The organism is Arthrobacter zhangbolii, assembly GCF_022869865.1.
GTDB classification, from domain to species: Bacteria; Actinomycetota; Actinomycetes; order Actinomycetales; family Micrococcaceae; genus Arthrobacter_B; species Arthrobacter_B zhangbolii.
On sequence record NZ_CP094984.1, the window covers coordinates 2103613 to 2124655 of the forward strand.

A 21043-nucleotide genomic window follows, 5' to 3' on the forward strand; every position below is an offset into this window, starting at 1 on the left:
GTCCATGCATGGATCCGATGCCGACCGAGAATACTTTTGACCACAGGCGCAGCTGGGACGGCGAACACGTCGGGTACATCCATGTCACCGAGGACGGAAGGTTCGTGCCTTTCGACCTCCTGCACCGCATGCGTACCGGCCCCGGGGATCTGGATGCTGCCGAAACCCTGCTCGATGATCTGGGGCTGCAGATGTTCACCGAGGACTGGTGGCTGGACGTCGACGGCGGACAACGGCTCCCCGTGCTGATCCAGGAAGTCCACCGGGACCGGATCACGGTGGCGCCCACAGCGGAAGGCGCCATTGCGAAGGCAGTCGATATGACTGCCGCCACGGTCCTCCTGCTCCCAACCGACCGGCTGCATCAGGCCGGGCGCTAGGACCGTTTTTACGGGATCACGTTGCCGGAGATCCGGGCGCGAAGCTGCTCATTTTCCGCATCCCACTGTCGAAGCCCCGCGATAATCTTCTGCAGGAAGTCGTCCACTTCGTCCTGGTCATAACCCTCCCGGAATTTTGTGGGCGAGAACTTCTGGTTAATGACCTGATCTGCGCTCATGCCCGGGTTCGCGGTGAACACCGGCTGGCTGAGCGGATTGATGATGTGCCGTTGAAGCAGCTCATTTTCTTCCTGGAGCCGGCGCAGTTCCCCGACAATCGTGTCCAGGAACCTGTCCACTTCATCCTGGTCATATCCTTCCCTGAATTTGGTCGGCTGGAACCGCTGCGCCACCACGTCCTCGGCCGTCATTGCCGAGTTGCCCTGCGCCGCTTTTTGCCCTCCCGGCTGCTTATCCGCCGCTGTCTTGGACTTTTTGACCAGTGAAAACACGAAGTAAATCAGCAGGGCAATTCCCAGAGCCCACCAAAGGATTACGGAGCCGCCGTCGTCGCTGCTTTCCTGGGCCATTGCCGCAATATTCGCCAGGAACATGATGTGCTGCCTCTCCTCGGTCTGCCAAAACAATTCGCCCTGAATACTACCGGCAATACCGGATTCCTTTCAGCAATCCCACAGGTTTTATTTTAGCTATTCCGTGCCGCCGTTAGTGACGAACCTGCCGCCCATCGCGTCAGCAAGTTCGGAGACTTCGTTGCTGCCCGGAACTGTACCGTCGCGGCCCGGAAGGACCAGCACATGCCAATTGTTCCCTTCGGCAAAATAGCCGGGCCCGTTCTCCGCACCCTCGATCAGTTCCGTGGCCTCCATCCGGTCCGCCTCGTTGTCGTAGCGGATGATCTCGACCGTTTCAGTGCACATACGGTACTGGGGCAAATAGCCGTCAATCTCCACGGTCACAGGCTCGGCCGTGGTGGCTGGATCGCAGTCCAGGGTCGCGGCAACGGCGTCGTAGGCTTCATCAACGGAGGCGAAGGAGGACAGGGCCGGTTCCGTGGAGGAAGCAGCGGTGCAGGCAGCCAACAGGAACGCCGCAGGCAGCAGCACCAGCGCAGAAGCAGTCCTTTTCATTCCATGTCCCCCGTCCGCGGCAATTTCGCATATCCTCGCACGCTTCGGCGCGTATGCCCACCACCTTCTGCCCGCCGGCGAGGCCTGCCGGGACGGCCGGCGCACCGGAAGAAACGGATAGCGTAGAGACATGAGCTACGCGTACGACGTCGAGATCCTGCACTTGCTCGTCTCGGGCGGACACGCCTACTTCGGCCGCGCCAAGGACGGTCCCGCCGATGTTGAGACCGCCGACGCAGATCGGGCAGAGGTAGTGGCGGGCAAGGGCATTGTGGGTGACCGGTTCTTCGGCAAGGCAGCCCACATGGACGCCGCCGTGACCCTGTTTGCCGTCGAGTCCCTGGAAGCCATCGCGGCCGATCTTGGTGCCGGCCCCTTCGATCCGCTGCTGACCCGCCGCAACGTGGTTCTTCGCGGCGCCGAACTGGTGCCGCTCATCGGACAGGACTTCACCCTGCGGACCCCCGGCGGCAGCGTGGACTTCCACGGCGGCCGGCACGCGCACCCCTGTGCGTGGATGGATACCGTCCTGGCTCCCGGCGCACACAAGGCGATGCGGGGCCGGGGCGGGCTGCGCTGCCGGCCCGTGAGCAGCGGCCTGCTGCAGCGGGGACCTGCGGTGCTGATCAGCCCGGTCCCGCTAGACCCTGCCCGGGCGGGAGACCCCTCGCTGCTGCGCCCCGGCCGGCTGCCCTAGGTGCCCTCCTGGTTTGTGGACGGGGCCCGCAAGTGATTGAATCCCCCGGCTTCGAGCACGGCGGCAAGACGCTGACGGGTGCGTGCAACGTCCCCCATCACAGCCTGACCATAGCTGGGTTAAAGCAACGCGCCGCAGCAGGCCTCGAAGGCCCGCCGCGGCAGTGCTTATGAGATTCCGCATTACTTAGCCATATCCCGAGATAGATGGTCAGCCTCCAGTGTCGTTGGCCAACCGTTCTGCCGGGAGTCCATCTGGGCTGCCGCCGACCAGCCTCCTGATTACGAGGAGGTAATCGCTGATCGGACGCGAAGCCCCCGCAACGAGTGCGCCGGCAATAAGGGCGCTGCACAGGTCCAGCAGAGGAAAGACAGGCGAACGCGTTAGGATGGCGCCCACGCCGAAAAATTACACAATGGGGGAAGCATGATTTCGGAAAGCCAATTCTCGACACTTATGACAGAGGACGTCTTCGGCAAAATCGAAGCTCCCGACTGGCTTGTCTCAGAACCGGGCGGCCCTTTCAGCCAGCACGCGAGCTGGGCCGTCTGGAGCAAGCGCACAGATGTAGGCCCCGTAAAGGCATCCCAGGACATGACGGTGGTGGAATCCTACGACGCCCTCAAGGACATCATCCATAACAACGTCATCCTGCTTGGCTTCAACAGCGGGACGCACGCACCCGGTGCGGGTGCCGGACAGCCCTGGGCAAACTTCCACTGCGGCAGCCGTGACTACCTGACGGCCTACGGCACTGCTGGAACGCCCTTGGAGGGTGCCTACATCACCGACTTTTACAAGGGACTTCCAACCAGAAACTCGAAGGAGCTTAAAGACAAGCTCAAGGCGGGCGGTCCGGAATACGAAGCCGGTATCAACAAGCTGATGACGGCTGTCTTTGATCGGGAAATGGAGATCATCGGCGCCGCTCCCGAAGTCCCCGTTATTTGCCTCGGTTTCGATACCTACCAGGCATTCAGCAAGGCGTTCGGCGACAGCCGACCGGCTTTCCGTGCACCCCACGCCGGCCATGTTGCGCTCAACAAAGCGGACTTTGCCGACGAAATGCGCCCGGTCATCGCTGCCGCCGGCCTGTAGATCCCACTGCACCCCAGGCCGCCGAAGGGAAACGGAACTCTGCACAGGCGTCCGCCCCATCGCCCCGCCCCGCCCGGAGCCTTCTGGGACCGAGCGGGGCGGTCGTGCGTCTAGGCACACCCGGGAGATGCCCCTGGTTCAGGCTCGTCGCCTGGGCATCCGAATCCCGCCGCGTTTCATTGACTGTGCCGCACACATGTAGACACAAAGAGCAGCCGCGACTGCAAGCGCTGAATATTCAGAGTCTCCAGAAACATCAATATTTTAGGGCTGGCACTCCTTGAGGGAATCAAGCATCGCCTTTATTGAGTCCCCGCACCGGAAGATTGCATTGAAAACCTTCACTAAGTTCCTACTCCTCATCGCCACGGTCAGCGCTGTGATTACTGTCGCTATACTTTTCTCCGATCAAACCCGTGCGGTTGATGAACGGCTCCCTGTCCCCGCAGAGTTCGCCACCTCAGAGCACAGGGTCAGGGAAGTCGCACCAGACAGCGGAAGGAAGAGAGATTGGGAGTACGAGGATTCTTCAGGCAATAGCATGAAAATGTCGAAATGTGATGATTCCGGCTTTCTCTCGTCGTCCAAGACCTGCTTTGTAACTGAAGATAAAATGGTGTGGTTCGAATATATAGACACCAGAGGCCAATCCCAGGAAGTAATCACTTACGACGGAGTTGAGTACAAGGCAGAATGTATCCGGAACGGCAGTTTCTGGGACTGGAATGTCAAAATGTACTGCGGATCAGAGCCGCGCTGAATCTCCCCTCCCGCGGTGGTGGACACTGGGCCTGGCCGTCACCCGGCAGCTCCGAGACGGCCGCGATGATCACCGCCACCCGGCCGCCGGGCTTCAGTAAGTTGCCTGACACTGGCCAACTAAGTTGTCAGCTCATAGTAAAAACCCGCGGCACCGGACCTTTCGATCCGGTGCCGCGGGTTTTTACTGCGGATTTTTTAGTTCTTCAGCAGCCAACCACCCGGGTGCTGAAAAACGGAACTAGAAGTCCCAGTCGTCGTCTTCCGTGTTCACGGCCTTGCCGATCACGTAGGAGGAACCGGAGCCGGAGAAGAAGTCGTGGTTCTCGTCGGCGTTCGGGGACAGGGCGGAAAGGATGGCCGGGTTCACGTCCGTCAGGGTGGACGGGAACATGGCCTCGTACCCAAGGTTCATCAGCGCCTTGTTGGCGTTGTAGTGCAGGAACTTCTTGACGTCCTCGGCCAGGCCGACGCCGTCGTAAAGATCGTGCGTGTACTGGACTTCGTTTTCGTACAGCTCGAAGAGCAGCTCGTACGTGTAGTCCTTCAGTTCCTGCCGGCGTTCCTCCGGCAGGGTCTCCAGTCCGCGCTGGAACTTGTAGCCGATGTAGTAGCCGTGCACGGCCTCATCGCGGATGATCAGGCGGATCAGGTCTGCAGTGTTTGTCAGCTTGGCCCGGGAGGACCAGTACATCGGCAGGTAGAAGCCGGAGTAGAACAGGAAGGACTCCAGCAGGGTGGAGGCAATCTTGCGCTTCAGGGGATCATCACCGCGGTAGTACTCGGTGACAATCTGCGCCTTCTTCTGCAGGTTCTCGTTCTCGGTGGACCAGCGGAACGCCTCGTCAATCTCCTTGGTGGAAGCCAGGGTGGAGAAGATCGAGGAGTAGCTCTTGGCGTGCACGGACTCCATGAACGCGATGTTCGTGTAGACCGCTTCCTCGTGCGGGGTGAGCGCATCGGGGATCAGGGACACGGCGCCAACCGTGGCCTGGACGGTGTCCAGCAGCGTCAGTCCGGTGAACACGCGCATGGTCAGCTGCTGCTCTTCCGGGGTGAGCGTGTTCCAGGACTGGACGTCGTTGGACAGCGGCACCTTCTCGGGGAGCCAGAAGTTGTTGACCAGACGGTTCCAGACTTCTACGTCCTTCTCGTCCTGGATGCGGTTCCAGTTGATCGCCTGCACGTGGTCGATCAGCTTCAGCTTCTCGGTCATGAATGATTCCTTGTCTTCAAAAGTTCCGGGGAGGGAGTGCGGTTGGTGCAGGCCTTACAGCATGCAGGAAACGCAGCCCTCAACCTCGGTGCCTTCCAGGGCGAGCTGGCGCAGGCGGATGTAGTAGATGGTCTTGATGCCCTTGCGCCAGGCGTAGATCTGCGCCTTGTTGATGTCGCGGGTGGTGGCGGTGTCCTTGAAGAACAACGTCAGGGACAGGCCCTGGTCCACGTGCTGCGTGGCAGCGGCGTAGGTGTCGATGATCTTCTCGTAGCCGATTTCGTAAGCATCCTGGTAGTACTCCAGGTTGTCATTGGTCAGGTACGGGGCCGGGTAGTAGACACGTCCCAGCTTGCCTTCCTTGCGGATCTCGATCTTCGACGCCACCGGGTGGATGGAGGAGGTGGAGTTGTTGATGTAGGAGATCGAGCCGGTGGGCGGCACGGCCTGCAGGTTCTGGTTGTAGATGCCGTGGGCCATCACCGAATCCCGCAGCTCGGCCCAGTCAGCCTGGGTCGGGATCTTCACGCCGGCGAACAGTTCGCGCACCCGCTCGGTCTGCGGTACCCATTCGGAGTTGATGTACTTCTCGAAGTACTCACCCGTGGCGTACTTGGACCGCTCAAAGCCGGCGAACTTGCGGCCGGTCTCGATGGAGAGCAGGTTTGAGGCCCGCACGGCGTGGTAGACCACCGTGTAGAAGTAGATGTTGGTGAAGTCGATGCCCTCTTCGGAACCGTAGTGGACCCGCTCGCGGGCCAGGTAGCCGTGCAGGTTCATCTGGCCCAGGCCAATGGCGTGGGACTGGTCGTTGCCCTTGGCAATGGACGGAACGGAGCCGATGTGGCTCATGTCCGAGACAGCGGTCAGCGCACGGATGGCTGTTTCAATGGTCCGGCCGAAGTCCGGGGAGTCCATGGTCTTGGCGATGTTCAGCGAGCCAAGGTTGCAGGAGATGTCCTTGCCGGTCTCGTCGTAGGACAGGTCATCCTTGTACGTGGTGGGCTCGGAGACCTGGAGGATTTCCGAGCACAGGTTGGACATGATGATCTTGCCGTCGATCGGGTTGGCACGGTTTACCGTGTCCTCGAACATGATGTACGGGTAGCCGGACTCGAACTGGATCTCGGCAAGGGTCTGGAAGAACTCGCGGGCACGGATCTTGGTCTTCTTGATCCGGGCGTCGTCCACCATCTCGTAGTACTTCTCGGTGACCGAGATGTCGGAGAACGGCATGCCGTAGACCTTCTCGACGTCGTACGGGGAGAACAGGTACATGTCCTCGTCGCGCTTGGCCAGTTCGAAGGTGATGTCCGGAACGACGACGCCGAGGGAGAGGGTCTTGATGCGGATCTTCTCGTCCGCGTTCTCACGCTTGGTGTCCAGGAACCGGTTGATGTCCGGGTGGTGGGCGTGCAGGTACACGGCACCGGCGCCCTGGCGGGCACCGAGCTGGTTGGCGTAGGAGAAGCTGTCTTCGAGGAGCTTCATCACGGGGATCACGCCGGAGGACTGGTTCTCGATCTGCTTGATCGGCGCGCCGACCTCGCGGATGTTGGTCAGCGCGAAGGCCACGCCGCCGCCGCGCTTGGAGAGCTGCAGTGCGGAGTTGATGGAGCGGCCAATGGACTCCATGTTGTCTTCGATGCGCAGCAGGAAGCAGGAGACCAGCTCGCCGCGCTGGGCCTTGCCGGCGTTCAGGAAGGTGGGGGTGGCGGGCTGGAAGCGGCCCTCGATGATTTCATCCACCATCTGCACGGCCAGCTTCTCGTCGCCGCGGGCAAGGTGCAGCGCAACCATGCACACGCGGTCCTCGTAGCGCTCCAGGTAACGCTTGCCGTCGAAGGTCTTCAGCGTGTAGGAGGTGTAGAACTTGAACGCGCCCAGGAAGGTCTCGAAACGGAACTTCTTCTTGTAGGCACGCTGGTAAAGGTCCTTGATGAAGTTCATGGAGTACTGGTCGAGCGTTTCGCGCTCGTAGTACTCATTCTTCACCAGGTATTCCAGCTTCTCTTCCAGGTCGTGGAAGAACACCGTGTTGTTGTTAACGTGCTGGAGGAAGTACTGGCGCGCAGCAGCGCGGTCGGCGTCGAACTGGATCTCGCCGTTCTTGCCGTACAGGTTCAGCATGGCGTTGAGCTCGTGATAGCCCAGGTCCTTGTAAGCCTCGGGGAGCTCCTTGGAGGCTGTCATGCCGGCTTCTGCGACTGATGTGTCCAAAACTTTTCCAATCCTTCGTTAACCTTGGCGACGTCCTCGGACGTGCCCATGAGTTCAAATCGATACAGCACGGGGACCTGGCATTTCACGGCGATGATGTCCGCCGCGAGGCAATAGGAGTCCCCGAAGTTTGTGTTGCCCGCCCCAATCACTCCCCGGATCAAGGAGCGGTTGCGCTCGTTGTTCAGGAACTTGATGACCTGTTTGGGCACGGCGCCCTTGGCCGCGGCCCCCGGCTGTGCTGCGGTTCCCCCGTAGGTGGGGAGCAGCAGCACATAGGGCCGGCGGGCCAGCAGGGTGGGCCGGGGAGTGTGGAGCGGGAGCTGGGCCGCGGGGACCCCGAGCTTTTGTACAAAGCGTCGGGTGTACCCGGAGGCCGATGAGAAGTAAATCAGGGACGCGTCCGTTTCCGGGTGCCTCTCTTCTGCGGATGCCTCTGCCGGAATGCCGGCCTGGTCTGCCATCCCCAGTGTCATGGTTGCTGCGCTCCTGACGGGTTCTGCGCGGGTGGTGCGTGGTGCATGGTGCGGTGATGCGAGGTGCTGCTAAGGGAAACCGTGGGCCGCAGGGCCCGTGGGATTCTTAGGCGACGGAGGAGACCTGCGCCTGGGCCAGCTCTTCGATCTTGTCGGGACGGAAGCCGGACCAGGAGTCCTGCTCGGTGACGACAACGGGGGCCTGCATGTAGCCCATGGAACGGACGCGCTCAAGGGCCTCGGGGTCCTGGGACATGTCCACGCTCTGGTACACAATGCCCTTCTTGTCGAGGGCGCGGTAGGTGGCGTTGCACTGAACGCAGGCGGGCTTGGTGTAAACCGTAACGGTCATGGTCTGGTCTCCCCTAGTGAAGCTGTGAAAGCTGTTCTGTTGCTGGGTTTTGGTTGCTGGTTGTAGCCGGGTGAAGTCTGTTGCTGCGGTGATGCGGGAGCTTTCTGTGAAGCTCGAAGTCTGTTCCTAGATACTACATCCAGTTACCTGCCCAGACACTACATCTAGTGCGCACCTCTAGGGGGAACCCCCACATGATGTATTACAAGTATGTCATTACAGGGGGTCTTCGTCCACAGTTTGTGCACAGGGATTACCGCGGTATTCGTGAGGTTTACGCGGTTCCGGCAGGGTTCTCCACAGCCTGTGCAGAACCGAATGCACATGTGACGAGATCGGCAAGATGCTTGCGTGTCGCGTACCGTGGGCGTGTCGCCTCTAGTACCCCCGAACACTAGATATTGTGGTCGACGCCCCGGGGCAACGAAGAAGGAGCTGGCATGGTGAACCCGATCCATTTGAAGACCCTCCTTGAGGTGCTCCGTACCGGCTCCTTCGCCGCCGCAGCCCTGCGCCTGGGGTACACCGCCTCCGCCGTGTCGCAGCAGATGTCCGCCCTCGAGCGGGACACGGGCACCCAGCTGTTTGTCCGCTCTGCCCGCACGGCCTCCCCCACTGAGGCCGCCGTTGTGATGGCCCGGCACGCCGCGAAGGTGCTGACGGACATGGACGCACTTCTGGCCGCAGCTGCGCGGACCGGCCAGGACACCGGACACGAACTGCGGTTGGGTATCTTTCCCAGCCTCGCCACGTTCGCCCTGCCGGAGCTGCTCTCCTCCCCCGGCTGGCAGGAGCTGGGCATCAGCCTGAAGCTCTCCGTTGCCGAGCCTGCCCAAACCATCCAGGGACTGCGCACCGGCGGGGACCTGGACGTCGCACTGGTGTACCAGGTGGGTCAGGGCGGACTTGCCTGGCCGTCCACGATCAGCCGCCAGTGGCTCGGGGATGACAATTTCAGGGTGGTGCTGCCGGAGTCCTGGGGAATCCGCGACGGCGCGGAAGTCACTGCCGAGCAGCTCGCCGGCATGCCCTGGATCATGCATCATCCCGGCACGCCGGATGCACTGGTGATTGAGCGGCTGTTTGCCAGCTGCAGCCTGCACCCCCGGGTCTCTGCATGGTGCGATGACTTCAACGCCAGCCTGGCCATGGCCGCGGCAGGCCTGGGCGCGGCCCTGGTGCCGGAACTGGCCATGCTGAACCGGCCCGCGGGGACGGTGGTGCTGGACGTGCCGGAGATCCGGCTGGCCCGCAGCATTTTCGCCCTTCTTATTCACGAACAGAACGTGCAGGTGCGCCTGTTCCTGGACCGGCTGGCGGACGTTTTGGGCAGTCGGAGCATTGTGCCGCTGCCCACATCCGGCAGCCGGGACGGCTGAAAAATCGTCGTCCCGGCACCGCCGGGGCAATACTGGCCTAATGACCACCGGCGAACAGTCCCTCTACAAACGGTCATTCAGTGCCGTCACCAACCGGGTTACCGGCTTCCTGCGCTACACGCGCCTTCAGCTCGCACTGAAGGCTGCCATCGCCGTCGGCATTGCCTGGACCCTGGCCCCGCACGTCCCCGGGGTGGCATCACAGTACCCGTACTACGCACCGCTGGGCGCGCTGGTGAGCATGTATCCCACCGTCTTCGGTTCCCTGCGAACCGGCCTGCAGACCCTGGCCGGTCTCGTGGTGGGCATGGCCCTGGCCCTGGGCGCGCTGCTCTTCGGTGCCCCGAATGTCCTGACCATTTCCCTGATTGTGGGACTCGGCGTCCTGCTGGCCGGCCTGCCCCATCTGGGCGCCTCGGGCCGGGATTACGTGCCTGTCGCCGCACTGTTTGTACTGGTACTAGGCGGTGATGATCCGGACGGGTATTCCTTCGGCTATATGGTGCAGATGCTGGTCGGAGTCGTCGTCGGGCTGGTCGTCAACGCCACCGTGTTCCCGCCGCTGCACCTGAACGGCGTCGTGAACGGACTCGTGGCCCTGCGCCAGTCACTTGCCAGGCAGCTGCGGGACATGGGCAGCGCCCTAGGAGAAACCTGGCCGCCGGAGCATGAGGAATGGTCCCGTCGCGAAAGCGAGCTGGACGGGCTTACCGGCGAGGTTCGGGAGGCCGTGGAACTGGCTGACAGCAGCCGCCACGGAAATATCCGCAGCCGCAAGTACCGGCGCGACTTCGACGCCGACTACCGGGCCCTGCGGGCGATGGAGCGCGCAACGGCACACGTTAAGGACATGACAGACGTGCTCACGGACGCCATCTGGCGCAACCCGGAGAACGTGGCAGTCCCGGCGCCGCTGGCCGAGCCGCTGGCCAGGGCCGTGGCGGCGTGCGCTGAAGCCGTGGAGGTTTGGGATCCGGAAAGCGACGAGCATGCGGCGGCCACCGAGTCCCTGGTCGAGCTGGTGCGCCTGGTGAACACCTCGGGTTCCGCCGACAGTCCGGTAGATGCCACCGCGGCAATGGCCATGGACCTTCGCCGCATCCTGCGCACCGTTAGTACGGTGGCCGAACAGTAGTTGCAGGACATCGGGAACAATTCTTTCCAATGTCTGAATGCCGCAGCAGCGCTGGGAAGGGCGGCCCTCAGGGAACCCTGCACCCGCAGGCAACGGTTGACACTTTTCCGCACAGTGGCAGACTCGCACTACATAGTGGAAAGTTGACGCACCATCCGTTGGGGTCGGCCGCCCGTGAATCCGGGCAGACATTTATGGTGGGCCTCCCGAGTACAGGGGGAACCAAATGCCAGCGAAAATGCACAGGAGTACAGGCACGATATTCGCTGCCATGGCGGTGACCGTCATGGCCGCCTCCGGATGTTCCGGAATGGAGACAGACGGCGGTTCCACGGACACCGCCGCCACTGAAGTCCCGGTGACAGAGCAAACCCGATCGGTGACCGGTACGCCTGCCGCTGAACCCCGGGACAGGGGCCCGCTCGTCACGCGGATCAAGACCAACGACGACGGCGCGCCCGGCTCCATGACGGTCGAAGGACTCACCACGGATTCGGAGGCCCTTGAGTTCGAGGTGGCCTGCGACCGGGAGGACACCATCAGGGTAGAGGTTGCGCGGATCGGTTTTGTGCAGATGACCTGCCCCATGACCGAGGGCCTGACCCATACCACCACCATGGACATCAGCGGCTTGGAACAGGACATAACGACGGGTGAGCGTGAACTGCAGATCACGGCCACCGGGACCGAAGGCACGGTTTGGGAAGTAGCGGTCACCAAGGCGGACCGGGCCTGACTCCGCGGCGGACCCGCGGCGCGGCCCCTCCCCCTATTCGGCCTCGGTGAGCAGGCCCAGCTCGGCCAGCTGCCGTGACATTCCCGCCCCGTCAGGTGCATAGATCCACGGCACGTCAACCGGTGTCTGGCCGGGACGGCCCGTCCGTCCGCCAGCCAGGACGGCTTCGCCGGCGGAGAGCTGGCGGATGGCAATAGCCCGCACCTTGTCGGGGTGTTCCTGCGCGAAGGCGGCATAGATCTCTTCATCATGTTGGCCGTCGTCGCCGATCAGCAGCCACTGGATGTCCGGGAATTCCTCCGTCAGGCGGGCCAGCTGGGTGCGCTTGTGTGCCTGGCCGCTGCGGAACCAGCGGTCGGTGGTGGGGCCCCAGTCGGTGAGCAGCAGGGGGCCGGCAGGGTAAAGGTTCCGCGTGATGAAACGGGTCAGTGTTGCTGCCACGTTCCATGCTCCGGTGGAGAGGTAAAAGACCGGGCCTACCGGATTCTGGCGGGCGAGCCTGTCCATCATCACGGCCATGCCGGGGGTGGGGGTGCGTGCGTGTTCATCCAGCACAAAGGTGTTCCAGGCTGCCAGCATCGGCCGCGGCAGGGCGGTGACCATGATGGTGTCGTCAATGTCTGAAACCACACCCACCCTGGCCGCAGGATCCACCACATAGACCGGGGCCACCGTTTCTTCCCCGTCCTCGGAATGCAGGGTCACGGTGGTCCAGCCGGGCTCCATCTGCGCTGGCAGGCGAACATCAATCACGCCGCCGCGGTCCGCGGTGACTACGTGTTTGCTGTCCCCCACCTGAACAGTGATGGTGGCCTTGTTGACCGGGGGGCTGATGAAGTTGCGCCAGCCGCGGATGCCGTCGGCAATGGCCTTGGACGCCAGGGACTTTTCGTTTCCGCGGAAGTATCCGGGCTTGGCCAGGACGACGCGGCCCAGCACCCGCACCCAGGTGGTGGAACCGTACCCGGTGAACGGCAGGACAGTCTGAACGTCTCCCCGCTTTCGGGCATGTTCCTCACGCCACGCATGCAGGGAATCCTCCAGGCGCATACCGAGGTGGGCAACCGGGGTTTTCCCGGCGGGACGGTCCGTCGTGTTGTGTGCCATTTTCCCAGTCTGTCAGAAACGGGCGGCCGCCGTTTCCGGCGGCCGCATCGGCTTCCCTGCGTTAGACCCGGTATTTCGTTGTCACCGGGCAGTCGAACGGATCGCGGGCGGCAAGGCCCACCTTGTTCAGATACTTCACCACAATCCCGTAGGACTGCAGCAGGGTGGTTTCCGTATAGGGGATGGAGTGCTTGGCGCAGTGTTCCTTGACCAGTTCGCTGGCCCGGGCCAGGTGCGGCCGGGGCATGCTGGGGAAGAGGTGGTGCTCCACCTGGTAGTTCAGCCCGCCCATCAGGGTGTTCATGCCGCGGCCCACGATGTTGCGTGAGGTCAGCACCTGCCGGCTGAGGAAGTCCACCTTGGAGTCCTTCGGAATGATCGGCATGCCCTTGTGGTTCGGGGCAAAGGAAGCGCCCATGTACACGCCGAACACTGCCATCTGGACACCGATAAACGCGAACGCCATACCCACGGGAAGGAAGAAGAAGACAGCTGCCAGGTAGAGGCTCAGCCGCAGCAGGACAACGGTGATTTCCCAGGCCCGGCCCTTGACCGCGTTCTTGGAAAACAGGTGCCGGATGGAGGTGACGTGCAGGTTGATGCCTTCAAACATCAGAATCGGGAAGAACAGCCATCCCTGCCGGCGTGCAAACCATGCCATAAAACCCTTTTGCCGCGCGGCCTGTTCCGGCAGGAAGGAGATGGTGTCCATCTCGATGTCCGGGTCCTTGCCCACGGTGTTCGGGTTGGCGTGGTGCCTGCTGTGCTTGTTCATCCACCACTGGTAGCTGATGCCCACCACTGCGTTGGCCAGGAAACGGCCTGCCCGGTCATTTGCCGGACCGGATTCGAACACCTGGCGGTGCGAAGCCTCGTGTGAAATGAAAGCGAGCTGGGTCAGCAGCACCCCCAGTGCGGCGGCGATCAGCAGCTGGAACCAGCTTTCCCCAATAAAGAATGATCCCGTTGCAGCGGCAATAAGTCCGGCGAACAGGAATGCGGCGGTGGTGATGTAGAAAGACCGCCGGCGCTTCAGCAGGCCCTCGTCACGGACGGCCTTAAGCAGTCCGGAGTAGGTGCTGGTGATACTGGCCCGGCGGGGCTTCTTTTCACTCGGCTCATCATTTACGGGTGCAGTGGGGGGTGCGGTTATGCTCATTCGGCCTTCTGGTCGTCTGCGACTTCCCAGCCGAGGTGGTGAACGGATTCGTTCTGTAGATGTGACCACCCTAACCCGGAATGCTGGTATTTCGCTGTGACCGTTCCGTAATCTGCGCCGCCGTATTGACTCCCGGGGTGTCCGCGCGCCTGTCTCCGCACCGCTGGACACTGCGTTTAGGCTGTTCCAAACGGAGGAGGGCATATGGCCGGCGACGTCAGCGGCGGAAGCCGGAAAGGCGGACTGCAGTTCTTTCCGCAGTCCGCGCAGGAAAGCAGCAGTGCCCCGCCCCGCCCCTGGCTGACTCCCGCGGCGTACTGGCCTTCCCTGTCCGATGCGACAGCCGGGCTTCCGGCGCCCGTGGCAGTGCTGGGCATGGAGGCCCTGCGCTTCAACGCGGCTGACCTGGTTCGGCGTGCCGACGGCGTCCCGCTGAGGATCGCCAGCAAATCACTGCGTGTCCGCGGCATTATTGAGTCCCTGCTGCGGGCTCCGGGGTTCCGCGGCGTTTTCGCCTACACACTGGCGGAGGCCTTATGGCTGGCGGAGACTTGTGCTGACGTCCTGGTGGGCTATCCCAGCACGGACCGTGCGTCCCTGAGCCGCCTGCTGGGTGACGACCGGCTCGCTGCACGGGTAACCCTGATGGTGGATGAGGAATCCCAGTTGGACCTGGTGGATTCCCTGGCTCCCCCCGGCCGGCGCGCGCCTGTGCGGATCTGCCTGGATGTGGACGCGTCCTGGCAGGCGCCGGTCCTGGGTTTTATTGGAACCCGCCGCTCTCCCCTGCACCGTCCGGACGACGCCGTGGGGCTGGGCGCCCGGATAGCCGCCCGCCCGGGGTTTCAACTGGTGGGCCTGATGATGTACGAAGCGCAGGTCGCCGGCGTGGGCGATGCCGTTCCCGGCGCCCGGGCGGGAAATGCCCTGATGCGCCGCATCCAGTCCCGGTCCATGGCGGAGCTCCGCGCGCGGCGGGGCAGGATTGCCCGGGAGCTGCGGAACCTGGCGGATCTTGAATTCGTCAACGGCGGCGGCACCGGCTCCGTGGAGGCAACCCGCGAAGATGCCTCCGTGACCGAGATCACCGCGGGGTCCGGCCTTTTTGCCGGGCACCTCTTTGATACCTACCGTTCCTTCTCCCCCGCCCCCGCGGCGGCCTTCGCGTTCGACGTCGTGCGCCGGCCCGCACCGGATACCGCCACCATACTGGGCGGAGGGTGGATCGGTTCCGGACCCCCGGGAGCATCCCGCGTCCCGCAGCCTGTCTGGCCGCCGGGACTGAGCCTGCTGCCGCGGGAAGGAGCCGGTGAAGTGCAGACCCCTTTGCGCGGCGGTGAAGCACGTCGGCTGCGCCCCGGGGACCGGGTCTGGTTCCGCCACCCCAAGAGCGGTGAGCCGGCCGAACACGTCAATGAATACCATCTGGTGGAGTCCGGGGAGGTAGTCGGAGTGCTGCCCACCTACCGTGGCGAAGGGAAGGCGTTCCTGTGAGCGTGGATAACGTGTGGCGGAACTGGGGGCGGAACGTCACCGCTGTACCGCTGCGGAGCGAACGTCCCGCCGGAATGGCAGATCTGCAACGCAGCGTGGCCCGGGCGTCAGCTGCCGGACTGAGGGTGAAGGCGGTGGGCGCCGGACACAGCTTTACGGCTGCTGCCGCCACCGACGGAGTCCAGCTGAACCTGGACGGCCTGCAGGGGCTGGTCAGTGCAGACACCGAAACGGGCAGGGTACGGCTGCTGGCCGGCACCCGGCTGTACCAGGTCCCGGCGCTGCTGGCACCCTATGGGCTGGCCATGCCCAATCTCGGGGATATCGACCGGCAGTCACTCGCCGGCGCCATCTCCACCGGCACTCACGGTACCGGTGCGGCGTTCGGCGGGCTCTCAACGCAGGTCCGCGGCCTGACCCTGGTCCAGCCTGACGGCGGGCTTCTGGACCTGACCCACGATGATCCGCTGCTTCCGGCCGCCGCACTGGGCTTGGGTGCGCTCGGGGTGATTGCCGATGTGACCCTTCAATGTGTACCTGCCTTTGTCCTCCGCGCCGAAGAACGGTCCGAACCGCTGGGGGAGGTCCTTGCCGGACTCACGGACCGGGTGAAGGCGGCGGATCATTTCGAGTTCTACTGGTTTCCCCACACAGACCGCGCCGCCACTAAAACCAATACCCGCCTGCCGGGCACGGCACAGCGCAGGCCGCTGTCCCCTGCGGGGCGGTGGCTGGACGAGACCGTACTGTCCAACACCGTCTTCCGTGCCACCTGCGCCGCAGGCCGGGCAGCGCCGGCAGTCATTCCGGCAGTGAACCGCGCAGCCGCCCGGATGCTGGGTGGCCGGGAGTACGCTGACGCCTCTGAGCGGGTATTTGCGCAGCGGCGCACGGTGCGGTTTCGGGAAATGGAGTACGCCCTGCCGGCGGCACGGCTGGAGTCCGCCTTCACGGCCCTGCGACAGCTGGTCCGGGAGCGCCGGTGGCGGATTTCGTTTCCGGTGGAAGTGCGTTGGGCGGCGGCCGACGGACTCTGGCTATCCACTGCCCACGGACGGGACACCGCCTACATTGCCGTACACCGGTATTACCGGGAGGAGTACCGGGACTACTTCGACGCCGTCGAAGAGGTGATGCTGGCACACGGCGGGCGGCCCCACTGGGGGAAGCTGCATACCCTTACCGCGGCGGACCTGGCCGGCCGGTATCCGCACTTCACGGATTTCCTGGCGGTTCGGGACCGGTTGGATCCGGACCGGGTTTTTGCCAACGCCTATCTCGACCGGGTGCTGGGGCCATGACGACGCAGCATGCGGCTCCACTCCGCCTGCCCGTTATCCAGCCGGCCGCACCCTAGGATGGGGGCAGCCCGAGCCAAAGGAACCTTCGTGACATCAATGCCCGCCCATGATCGGACCCCTTCCCTCCCCCGGAGATGGTGGTGGGGCTTCGTGCCCTTTATTGCGCTCTCCGTGATCCATGTGGGTGCCAGGTTCGCCGGTGCTGCCGACATAGCGGATCCGACAAAGCTGACCCTGATGCCGCTGCTGGCGGTCGGCGCAGTCTGGGCATTCCGGGGAGCCGGTCCCCGGACCGGGCGCTCCCTCGCGGTGCCGGCAGTGCTGCTGCTGGCAGCCCTGCTGTTCTCCTGGTTCGGTGACGGGGCAGCAACCCTGTTTCCCTTTGCACCGGAACTGCCGGTAATGCTGGCATCCTTCGGGATCGCCCATATCTGCTACATCTGGCTCATGACCCGACACATCGCGGACCGGCCCTTTCCCCGCTGGGCACTGGTATTTCCACTGTGGTGGATAGCCATGCTGGTGGCGCTGTGGCCGGCCCTCGGCTCCCTCGCCCCGGCGGTGGCAGCGTACGGAATTGTGCTGGCCGGAACGGCGGCGACGGCGGCCCGCTGCGGCAAGGCAGTGGCTTCGGGCGGCCTGCTGTTCCTCGCCTCGGACACCATCCTCTCCTTCCGGATCTTTATGCCGGAGGCCATGCCGGACTGGACAAGCGGCATGGTGATGCTGACGTACTGCGCCGGGCAGGGCCTGCTCGTAGCGGGAATTGCACTGCACCGTACTTCGCCCCGCACCGCGGAGGGGAAGCAGGCCGGTCTGGCAGCGCGGCCGGCGAGGCCGCTGGCATCCTAACCGGCCGCTAATACCCAAGCCGTTCACGGAACAGACCGGCACTCATGACCGAAGCGCCCGCCCGGCGGCTGCGTTCGGCCAGTTCCCGGTCACTGGTGGCCACCGTGACACGGTGTCCGCTCCCGGCCAGCTGATTGGCCAGGAGGGCGACGGCGTCGTCCCCGGATCCGTCCGCCCGGACCAGGCGGAGCGGCGGTTCCGGTTCGGCGACCGCGCGGGCCGCCCCTTCCACAACAACCACGAACCCGGGAAACCAGAGCCCTTCCGGCAGATCAAGCACCGGACCCGGCATCCCGCGCGCTTGCAGGTCCCCGACCGCGGCCAGCAGCCGGGCAGCGGCACCTGCACGGTCTTTCCACCATCCGTCAGGGACGGAGCCGATAACGTTGGCTGCGTCCACCACTACCACCGGCCGGATCTGGAGCAGTGCGGCAAGACGCGGCCAGGAGCGCGCGAACGCAGGGTGCAGGGGGAAGGACTCCACCTCCCCCACCGGCACCCACTCCAGCGCCAGGCTCTCGGGATCGCTGATGACCGGCTCGAAGGCCTGCACCACGTCCCCCAGCAGGGTGGAATACGTCCAGACACCAAGGTCCAGGACGCTCATCATCCGCGGACGGATCGACGCCTGCGGTACCCCTGCCTCCTCCGCGGCTTCACGCAGGGCAGCGGCCTGCGCCGATTCATTCCGGTGCCTGGCTCCCCCGGGCAGCGCCCAGGTCCCGCCGTGGTGGCTCCAGCCCGCCCGGTGCTGGAGCAGGATTCCGCGCTGCGGATCAAAAGCGAGGAGCCCCGCCGCACCGAACCGGCCCCAGTAACGCCGGCCATCCGGCGCCGTCGTCCAGGCGTCTCCTGAATCGCGCGGCGGCCGGCCCGCTCCGCCCGGCGCAGAAGGTCCAGTACTCATGCGCCCAGCCTGCCATAACCGGCCGGAAACAGCTGCCGCGCAGCCCCGCCCGGACAGCGGGCTGCGCCTAGTCCCTTCGTGCGGGCCGGACCAGGGGCGGGCTCAGGTGCTCGTCCGCAACCGTGTAGACGGTGGCCGGTGCACCCTTGGCCCGGCCGGCCTTACGGCCCGTATCGTGCAGCGCGCCCGCCATTTTCCGGGTGAAGTTCCCGGGATCAAGCCGGGGAACGTTCCACACGGCCTGATAGACACGGCGCAGCTGATTCAGCGTGAATTCCTCCGGGAGCAGCTTTGCACCGGTAAGTGTGTACTCGATTTTGCCCGCGAGCCGTTCAACGGCAGCCGTGAGGATGTCCCGGTGGTCGAAGGCCGGCTTCTCATTGGCCAGGACGTCGTACGCCGGCATCCACTGCGCCGTTGCGGTCCCTGTGCCGGCGCTCAGGACCGGCAGTGCCCTGCCGTCGGTTTCCAGCAGCGCCAGGTGCGCCACAGATACCACGCGCATGCGCGGGTCCCGCCGGGGGGAGCTGAAGGTCGCGAGCTGCTCAACGTGGGCGCGGTGCTCCCCCAGCTCCAGGCCGGTCTTTTCCCGCAGCACACGCCAGGCTGCCTCGAGGGCGTCCTCCTCCGGTCCCACAAAGCCACCGGGCAGGGCCAGGGCCCCCTCCCAGGGCCGGTCGCGGCGGCGCACCATTGCCGTGTACAGCGTTCCGGCCGAGACGGCGAAAACCACCAGGTCCGCTGCCAGGGCAACCGACGGGTAGGCCCGCGGGTCATAGTCCCTGAGGAAGCGGTATTCATCGTCAGACATCAGACTCCTGCCAGTACCGTGCGCGTGGCCCAGGGCGGGGACGAAAAGCGGAACCGGTCCTCGATGATCAGATCAGTGATCCGGGTGGCCGTGGCCAGGCGTTCGGCGTGGTCCCCCGACATCAGGATCCATGAGTGTCCGGCCGTGGTGAGCTCTTCCTTGAACCACTCCGTCATCTCTTCCCGGGGGTGCCCGGCTTCCCGCCACCCGTCGTCCTCGAAGGCAACGCCGTCGTGGTCCGTAACGAGGTAGAGATCGCGTCGGGGCAATTGCTCGACGGCGCGGTAGGACCCGTAGCTCTGTTCACCGATGTAGACGCGTTCGAAGAGTGCGGTGGTGATGACGTCGGTGTCGGCTATGACCAGGGGGCACCGGGCCGCTGCATCGTTTTCCAGCTGATTCTGCCGTTCACCGATGTGGGCAAAGTCCGCGGCGGTCCAGATCATGTCGGAGAGCGCGGACCCCGGACTGGCAGCCTGCGCCGCAGCGAACTTCTCGTAGGTGTACTGCCGGCCGTATTCCGGAACGTCGGCAAGCTCCGGATAGCGGGAGCGGTAGTGCGCTGTCAGGGCACGGGCAAGGGTGGTGGTGCCGGTGGACTGTGCGCCCACCACAATGATCCGGACGGCCAGATCCTGCCGGGCCGCTTCAATAATGTTGGGCCAGGCCGCGGCAAGGTCATCGCGGCACAGAGTGCCACTGACCGGGTGGGTCACGCGGGAAGGATCCACCGGCACATGGGCCGCACCGAAGTCGCCGGCGAGCTGCCAGCCGTACTCCTCCGAGCTGAAGACCGCGTCCACTGAGGTGATGCCATGCATCTTCAGGGCCAGGCGGAGCGACTCGTTGTGGGCCTTCCACATGGCCGCCGAGGAATAGTCCACGGGGGCATCATTGGGCATGCCGACGACGCTGACGTTCCCCTGCCCGAATTCCGCGGTAAGCCACTTCACCCGGTCCTCCAAGGTGATGCTTTCAAACCGGCTGCCCAGCACTACCACTGCCAGCCGGTCCGACTGCTCCGCTGCACGGGCGATCAGGTGCCGGTGGCCGGCGTGGGGCGGGTAGAACTTGCCGATGATGACGCCCTGGCCATAGCGGTTCATGCCGGGACCTTTCCTGCCGCGGCGGCGGGGGCCGCAGCATTGCGTGTGCGCTTCCAATCAACGAGCCCGTAGATACAGAGGGCCAGGAATCCCATGTACAGGATTGCGGTGAGGTTCAGGCCCCGGGAGAAGTACAGCGGAATGCTGACCAGATCAATGACAATCCAGGCGTACCAGTGCTGGAAAATCTTCCGGGCCTGTCCGTAGGTGGCCAGGAGCGATGCGGCAAGGACAAAGGCATCAGGCCAGGGAACCTCGGAGTCGGTTCCATGGGTGAGGATCATGGCTATGGCCACCGTGGCCAGGGCTACGGCCCCCACCCCGCACGCAAGCTCCCTGGGGCCTGCGTCCCGGATCGGCAGGTCCCCGGTGGAGTTGGTCTCCCTGGCTCCGCGGACCCAGTTGTACCACCCATATACGGAGACGGCTGCGAACACAGCCTGCAGCAGGGTCTCCCCGTAGAGGCCGGCCCCGAAGAACAGGATCATAAAGGCTACGTTGTTGATGATGCCGATTGGCCAGTTCCATGCCCGCTGCCGGGCGACGCCGTAGACACAGGCCGCACCGGTAACAAACCCGATAACTTCTATCCAGCTGACGGGCGCTCCGAGCAGATCTGCTGCCGGGGCATTCATCCAGTCCAGTATTGCGTCCATGGCGTCCACGTCCTTATTTATTGTCACTATGACAATTAGTAGCCTAGACCGGCTGGACAGGAAGGGATAGGCCCCAGGTGAACCGGATGTGTGACCTCAGCCACCATCCGG

At 64.1% G+C, this 21043-nt stretch carries 22 protein-coding genes and 1 pseudogene; 10 read left to right on the forward strand and 13 right to left on the reverse strand.

Annotated features, from left to right (window positions below; genetic code table 11):
• The first annotated feature begins 8 nt into the window (after positions 1-8).
• On the forward strand, positions 9-380 hold the full coding sequence (locus tag MUK71_RS09765) for a serine/threonine protein phosphatase (protein WP_227927691.1): 372 nt from the start codon (positions 9-11) through the stop codon (positions 378-380).
• 8 nt (positions 381-388) lie between these two features.
• Here the strand turns inward: MUK71_RS09765 and MUK71_RS09770 are convergent, their stop codons facing one another.
• The 3 genes and pseudogenes from MUK71_RS09770 to MUK71_RS09780 all read right to left on the reverse strand — a co-directional run bounded on the left by MUK71_RS09770 (position 389) and on the right by MUK71_RS09780 (position 1471).
• A complete protein-coding gene (locus MUK71_RS09770) occupies positions 389-559 on the reverse strand; it encodes a DivIVA domain-containing protein (protein WP_227928074.1) in 171 nt (56 codons plus the stop codon).
• Positions 560-598: 39 nt separating this feature from the next.
• Positions 599-751 (reverse strand): annotated as a pseudogene (locus MUK71_RS09775) (DivIVA domain-containing protein); the annotation flags it as partial.
• A 279-nt stretch (positions 752-1030) separates the two neighbouring features.
• Entirely contained in the window at positions 1031-1471 is a 441-nt protein-coding gene (locus tag MUK71_RS09780; protein ID WP_227927690.1) for a hypothetical protein, read from the reverse strand.
• Between the two features lie 130 nt (positions 1472-1601).
• On the opposite strand from MUK71_RS09780, the gene MUK71_RS09785 reads away from it, so the two are divergent.
• The 3 genes from MUK71_RS09785 (at position 1602) to MUK71_RS09795 (ending at position 4026) form a co-directional block, all read left to right on the forward strand.
• Complete coding sequence (locus MUK71_RS09785) at positions 1602-2168, forward strand: MOSC domain-containing protein (RefSeq protein WP_227927689.1); 567 nt, start codon at positions 1602-1604, stop codon at positions 2166-2168.
• Positions 2169-2594: 426 nt separating this feature from the next.
• Positions 2595-3266 (forward strand): hypothetical protein, encoded by a 672-nt coding sequence (locus tag MUK71_RS09790; RefSeq protein WP_227927688.1) that lies wholly within the window; start codon positions 2595-2597, stop codon positions 3264-3266.
• Between the two features lie 280 nt (positions 3267-3546).
• On the forward strand, positions 3547-4026 hold the full coding sequence (locus MUK71_RS09795; RefSeq protein WP_227901619.1) for a hypothetical protein: 480 nt from the start codon (positions 3547-3549) through the stop codon (positions 4024-4026).
• Between the two features lie 240 nt (positions 4027-4266).
• Here the strand turns inward: MUK71_RS09795 and nrdF are convergent, their stop codons facing one another.
• The 4 genes from nrdF to nrdH all read right to left on the reverse strand — a co-directional run bounded on the left by nrdF (position 4267) and on the right by nrdH (position 8289).
• Complete coding sequence (nrdF, locus tag MUK71_RS09800; RefSeq protein ID WP_227901618.1) at positions 4267-5241, reverse strand: class 1b ribonucleoside-diphosphate reductase subunit beta; 975 nt, start codon at positions 5239-5241, stop codon at positions 4267-4269.
• A gap of 54 nt (positions 5242-5295) precedes the next feature.
• On the reverse strand, positions 5296-7434 hold the full coding sequence (nrdE, locus tag MUK71_RS09805) for a class 1b ribonucleoside-diphosphate reductase subunit alpha (protein ID WP_227901617.1): 2139 nt from the start codon (positions 7432-7434) through the stop codon (positions 5296-5298).
• Entirely contained in the window at positions 7431-7937 is a 507-nt protein-coding gene (gene nrdI, locus MUK71_RS09810; RefSeq protein WP_423724588.1) for a class Ib ribonucleoside-diphosphate reductase assembly flavoprotein NrdI, read from the reverse strand. Before nrdI ends, nrdE begins: the two co-directional genes overlap by 4 nt.
• Before the next feature lie 106 nt (positions 7938-8043).
• Positions 8044-8289 carry a glutaredoxin-like protein NrdH gene (gene nrdH, locus MUK71_RS09815; RefSeq protein WP_227901614.1) on the reverse strand — a complete coding sequence of 82 codons (246 nt, stop codon included), beginning with the start codon at positions 8287-8289 and terminating at the stop codon, positions 8044-8046.
• A gap of 440 nt (positions 8290-8729) precedes the next feature.
• Between nrdH and MUK71_RS09820 the strand changes: the two genes are divergently transcribed.
• From MUK71_RS09820 to MUK71_RS09830, 3 genes are all read left to right on the forward strand, one after another.
• Positions 8730-9668: a LysR family transcriptional regulator gene (locus tag MUK71_RS09820; RefSeq protein ID WP_227901613.1), complete on the forward strand. Its 939-nt coding sequence runs from the start codon at positions 8730-8732 to the stop codon at positions 9666-9668.
• Positions 9669-9708: 40 nt separating this feature from the next.
• On the forward strand, positions 9709-10803 hold the full coding sequence (locus MUK71_RS09825; protein WP_227901612.1) for an FUSC family protein: 1095 nt from the start codon (positions 9709-9711) through the stop codon (positions 10801-10803).
• A gap of 271 nt (positions 10804-11074) precedes the next feature.
• Positions 11075-11539: a hypothetical protein gene (locus MUK71_RS09830; protein ID WP_227927687.1), complete on the forward strand. Its 465-nt coding sequence runs from the start codon at positions 11075-11077 to the stop codon at positions 11537-11539.
• Positions 11540-11572: 33 nt separating this feature from the next.
• Here MUK71_RS09830 and MUK71_RS09835 read toward each other — a convergent pair whose 3' ends face one another.
• Both MUK71_RS09835 and MUK71_RS09840 read right to left on the reverse strand, forming a co-directional pair.
• Positions 11573-12646 (reverse strand): App1 family protein phosphatidate phosphatase, encoded by a 1074-nt coding sequence (locus tag MUK71_RS09835; RefSeq protein WP_227927686.1) that lies wholly within the window; start codon positions 12644-12646, stop codon positions 11573-11575.
• Positions 12647-12707: 61 nt separating this feature from the next.
• Entirely contained in the window at positions 12708-13805 is a 1098-nt protein-coding gene (locus MUK71_RS09840) for a fatty acid desaturase family protein (RefSeq protein ID WP_227927685.1), read from the reverse strand.
• 204 nt (positions 13806-14009) lie between these two features.
• Between MUK71_RS09840 and MUK71_RS09845 the strand changes: the two genes are divergently transcribed.
• The 3 genes from MUK71_RS09845 (at position 14010) to MUK71_RS09855 (ending at position 17452) form a co-directional block, all read left to right on the forward strand.
• Positions 14010-15299: an alanine racemase gene (locus tag MUK71_RS09845; RefSeq protein WP_227927684.1), complete on the forward strand. Its 1290-nt coding sequence runs from the start codon at positions 14010-14012 to the stop codon at positions 15297-15299.
• Entirely contained in the window at positions 15296-16600 is a 1305-nt protein-coding gene (locus MUK71_RS09850; RefSeq protein WP_227927683.1) for a D-arabinono-1,4-lactone oxidase, read from the forward strand. Before MUK71_RS09845 ends, MUK71_RS09850 begins: the two co-directional genes overlap by 4 nt.
• Before the next feature lie 96 nt (positions 16601-16696).
• Positions 16697-17452: a lysoplasmalogenase family protein gene (locus tag MUK71_RS09855; protein ID WP_227928072.1), complete on the forward strand. Its 756-nt coding sequence runs from the start codon at positions 16697-16699 to the stop codon at positions 17450-17452.
• A gap of 7 nt (positions 17453-17459) precedes the next feature.
• On the opposite strand, the gene MUK71_RS09860 is transcribed toward MUK71_RS09855, so the two are convergent.
• From MUK71_RS09860 to pnuC, 4 genes are all read right to left on the reverse strand, one after another.
• Entirely contained in the window at positions 17460-18359 is a 900-nt protein-coding gene (locus MUK71_RS09860; protein WP_227927682.1) for an NUDIX domain-containing protein, read from the reverse strand.
• A 67-nt stretch (positions 18360-18426) separates the two neighbouring features.
• Positions 18427-19170, reverse strand: a complete 744-nt coding sequence (locus MUK71_RS09865; RefSeq protein ID WP_227927681.1) for an NUDIX hydrolase — start codon at positions 19168-19170, stop codon at positions 18427-18429.
• On the reverse strand, positions 19170-20276 hold the full coding sequence (locus MUK71_RS09870; protein ID WP_227927680.1) for an AAA family ATPase: 1107 nt from the start codon (positions 20274-20276) through the stop codon (positions 19170-19172). Before MUK71_RS09870 ends, MUK71_RS09865 begins: the two co-directional genes overlap by 1 nt.
• Positions 20273-20959, reverse strand: a complete 687-nt coding sequence (pnuC, locus tag MUK71_RS09875) for a nicotinamide riboside transporter PnuC (protein WP_227901599.1) — start codon at positions 20957-20959, stop codon at positions 20273-20275. Before pnuC ends, MUK71_RS09870 begins: the two co-directional genes overlap by 4 nt.
• Positions 20960-21043: the final 84 nt, after the last annotated feature.

What these genes read in the sequence shown, in the direction of transcription:
- MUK71_RS09840 (WP_227927685.1), bottom strand. Translation starts at nt 13,805, where the DNA reads ATGAGCATAACCGCACCCCCCACTGCACCCGTAAATGATGAGCCGAGT.
- MUK71_RS09820 (WP_227901613.1), top strand. Translation starts at nt 8,730, where the DNA reads ATGGTGAACCCGATCCATTTGAAGACCCTCCTTGAGGTGCTCCGTACC.
- MUK71_RS09835 (WP_227927686.1), bottom strand. Translation starts at nt 12,646, where the DNA reads ATGGCACACAACACGACGGACCGTCCCGCCGGGAAAACCCCGGTTGCC.
- MUK71_RS09865 (WP_227927681.1), bottom strand. Translation starts at nt 19,170, where the DNA reads ATGTCTGACGATGAATACCGCTTCCTCAGGGACTATGACCCGCGGGCC.
- MUK71_RS09785 (WP_227927689.1), top strand. Translation starts at nt 1,602, where the DNA reads ATGAGCTACGCGTACGACGTCGAGATCCTGCACTTGCTCGTCTCGGGC.
- MUK71_RS09830 (WP_227927687.1), top strand. Translation starts at nt 11,075, where the DNA reads ATGGCGGTGACCGTCATGGCCGCCTCCGGATGTTCCGGAATGGAGACA.
- MUK71_RS09860 (WP_227927682.1), bottom strand. Translation starts at nt 18,359, where the DNA reads ATGAGTACTGGACCTTCTGCGCCGGGCGGAGCGGGCCGGCCGCCGCGC.
- MUK71_RS09765 (WP_227927691.1), top strand. Translation starts at nt 9, where the DNA reads ATGGATCCGATGCCGACCGAGAATACTTTTGACCACAGGCGCAGCTGG.
- MUK71_RS09825 (WP_227901612.1), top strand. Translation starts at nt 9,709, where the DNA reads ATGACCACCGGCGAACAGTCCCTCTACAAACGGTCATTCAGTGCCGTC.
- MUK71_RS09790 (WP_227927688.1), top strand. Translation starts at nt 2,595, where the DNA reads ATGATTTCGGAAAGCCAATTCTCGACACTTATGACAGAGGACGTCTTC.
- MUK71_RS09780 (WP_227927690.1), bottom strand. Translation starts at nt 1,471, where the DNA reads ATGAAAAGGACTGCTTCTGCGCTGGTGCTGCTGCCTGCGGCGTTCCTG.
- MUK71_RS09855 (WP_227928072.1), top strand. Translation starts at nt 16,697, where the DNA reads ATGCCCGCCCATGATCGGACCCCTTCCCTCCCCCGGAGATGGTGGTGG.
- nrdF (WP_227901618.1), bottom strand. Translation starts at nt 5,241, where the DNA reads ATGACCGAGAAGCTGAAGCTGATCGACCACGTGCAGGCGATCAACTGG.
- nrdH (WP_227901614.1), bottom strand. Translation starts at nt 8,289, where the DNA reads ATGACCGTTACGGTTTACACCAAGCCCGCCTGCGTTCAGTGCAACGCC.
- nrdI (WP_423724588.1), bottom strand. Translation starts at nt 7,937, where the DNA reads ATGACACTGGGGATGGCAGACCAGGCCGGCATTCCGGCAGAGGCATCC.
- nrdE (WP_227901617.1), bottom strand. Translation starts at nt 7,434, where the DNA reads ATGACAGCCTCCAAGGAGCTCCCCGAGGCTTACAAGGACCTGGGCTAT.
- MUK71_RS09870 (WP_227927680.1), bottom strand. Translation starts at nt 20,276, where the DNA reads ATGAACCGCTATGGCCAGGGCGTCATCATCGGCAAGTTCTACCCGCCC.
- MUK71_RS09845 (WP_227927684.1), top strand. Translation starts at nt 14,010, where the DNA reads ATGGCCGGCGACGTCAGCGGCGGAAGCCGGAAAGGCGGACTGCAGTTC.
- MUK71_RS09770 (WP_227928074.1), bottom strand. Translation starts at nt 559, where the DNA reads ATGAGCGCAGATCAGGTCATTAACCAGAAGTTCTCGCCCACAAAATTC.